This window comes from Stenotrophomonas sp. TWI1183, assembly GCF_039673115.1.
GTDB lineage: Bacteria > Pseudomonadota > Gammaproteobacteria > Xanthomonadales > Xanthomonadaceae > Stenotrophomonas > Stenotrophomonas maltophilia_AA.
This window is the reverse complement of the sequence record NZ_JBDJKZ010000034.1, coordinates 5,001-7,500: the sequence shown is the minus strand read 5'-3', so window position 1 is coordinate 7,500 and position 2,500 is coordinate 5,001. Positions and strand designations below refer to the sequence as shown.

The following is a 2,500-nucleotide window of genomic DNA, read 5'->3' as shown; positions in this document are numbered from 1 at the left end:
GACGAAAGTCGTAGTCGATGGGAAGCAGGTTAATATTCCTGCACCTCGCGTAAGTGCGATGGAGGGACGGAGAAGGTTAGGTGTACCCGGCGTTGGTTGTCCGGGGGAAAGGAGGTAGGTTTGAATCTTTGGCAAATCCGGGATTCTTCAAGACCGAGCACCGAGACGAGCCTTTAAGGCGAAGTCACTGATACCACGCTTCCAGGAAAAGCTCCTAAGCTTCAGCTTACGCAGACCGTACCGTAAACCGACACAGGTGGGTAGGATGAGAATTCTCAGGCGCTTGAGAGAACTCGGGTGAAGGAACTAGGCAACATGGCACCGTAACTTCGGGAGAAGGTGCGCCCTTTTTGGTGGCTCATGCGAGCTATAGCTGAAGAGGGCCGCAGAAACCAGGCCGCTGCGACTGTTTATCAAAAACACAGCACTCTGCAAACACGAAAGTGGACGTATAGGGTGTGACGCCTGCCCGGTGCTGGAAGGTTAATTGATGGGGTCAGCCGCAAGGCGAAGCTCTTGATCGAAGCCCCAGTAAACGGCGGCCGTAACTATAACGGTCCTAAGGTAGCGAAATTCCTTGTCGGGTAAGTTCCGACCTGCACGAATGGCGTAACGACAGCGGCGCTGTCTCCACCCGAGACTCAGTGAAATTGAAATCGCTGTGAAGATGCAGCGTTCCCGTGGCAAGACGGAAAGACCCCGTGAACCTTTACTATAGCTTTACACTGAACGTTGAGTTCGTCTGTGTAGGATAGGTGGGAGGCTATGAAACTGTGGCGCTAGCTGCAGTGGAGCCATCCTTGAAATACCACCCTGTCGTGCTTGACGTTCTAACCTAGGTCCATAATCTGGATCGGGGACCGTGTATGGTGGGTAGTTTGACTGGGGCGGTCTCCTCCTAAAGAGTAACGGAGGAGCTCGAAGGTACGCTCAGCGCGGTCGGACATCGCGCACTGTGTGCAAAGGCATAAGCGTGCTTGACTGCAAGATCGACGGATCAAGCAGGTAGGAAACTAGGACTTAGTGATCCGGTGGTTCTGTATGGAAGGGCCATCGCTCAACGGATAAAAGGTACTCCGGGGATAACAGGCTGATACCGCCCAAGAGTTCATATCGACGGCGGTGTTTGGCACCTCGATGTCGGCTCATCACATCCTGGGGCTGTAGTCGGTCCCAAGGGTATGGCTGTTCGCCATTTAAAGTGGTACGCGAGCTGGGTTCAGAACGTCGTGAGACAGTTCGGTCCCTATCTGCCATGGGCGTTGGAAGTTTGAGAGGGGCTGCTCCTAGTACGAGAGGACCGGAGTGGACGAACCTCTGGTGTTCCGGTTGTCACGCCAGTGGCATTGCCGGGTAGCTATGTTCGGAAGCGATAACCGCTGAAAGCATCTAAGCGGGAAGCGCGCCTCAAGATGAGACTTCCCGGGGCACAAGCCCCCTGAAGGAACCATATAGACTATGTGGTTGATAGGTCAGGTGTGTAAGTACAGCAATGTATTGAGCTAACTGATACTAATGATCCGTGTGGCTTGACCATATAACCTCAAGTTGCCTTGGCCGACATGACATGTCGATAGATCCCAAGTGCACGCTACGTCACAAGACTTACGAGAGGCAGGCGCCTTAATCCGTTCCTTAGGATGGCGACGCTCCAACTGTCTCCCTGGTGAAATTAGCGCTGTGGAACCACCCGATCCCATCCCGAACTCGGAAGTGAAACGCAGCTGCGCCGATGGTAGTGTGGCCTAAGCCATGCGAGAGTAGGTCATCGCCAGGGTTTTTACCCCGAAAACCCCGCTGCTCACGCAGCGGGGTTTTCCTTTTTATGTAAGCACATGCTTTTTATGCACTTACAGCAACATCTTCGAGAAGAACTTCAAGTTATCCTCACAAGGTGTTGACAGATTCGAAAAGCCTGACATAATAGGCGGCTCGCAACGACGAAAGCCTCTCGGGGCAAACGACGAAGCGGCATCGGCAACAACGGTTCACTACGGTGAAGCGGCCTTGAAAAAAGGTGTTGACGAAGCAGGTAAGCCGGTCTATAATGGGCGGCTCGCAACGACGGAAACGTCGGGGCACACGGAGGAAGGCGCTGAGGCCGACTCCCAAGTTCTTTGACAGTATGCGCAGGTATCTTGTGAAGGCGCCTGCAGGAAGGATGTATGTCCATCTTGCAGACGTTTGATCAAGCAACATATCAATTGTTTTAAAGCAAGCGAAACGTTGCCAGCGGTCAAGCATCTGCAGCTTTAAATTTTTAGTCTTCGGACTATGCGTTTTTAAGTGAAGAGTTTGATCCTGGCTCAGAGTGAACGCTGGCGGTAGGCCTAACACATGCAAGTCGAACGGCAGCACAGTAAGAGCTTGCTCTTATGGGTGGCGAGTGGCGGACGGGTGAGGAATACATCGGAATCTACCTTTTCGTGGGGGATAACGTAGGGAAACTTACGCTAATACCGCATACGACCTTCGGGTGAAAGCAGGGGACCTTCGGGCC

At 53.1% G+C, this 2,500-nt stretch carries 3 rRNA genes (2 of these 3 only partly in view); all 3 read left to right on the top strand.

Features of this window, described 5'->3' with window-relative positions:
• Positions 1-1,537 (top strand): 23S ribosomal RNA (locus ABE434_RS18720); it begins 1,342 nt to the left of the window's first position.
• Positions 1,538-1,662: 125 nt separating this feature from the next.
• A 5S ribosomal RNA gene (gene rrf / locus ABE434_RS18715) occupies positions 1,663-1,777 on the top strand.
• Positions 1,778-2,283: 506 nt separating this feature from the next.
• Positions 2,284-2,500, top strand: a 16S ribosomal RNA gene (locus tag ABE434_RS18710) (it continues 1,330 nt past the right edge of the window).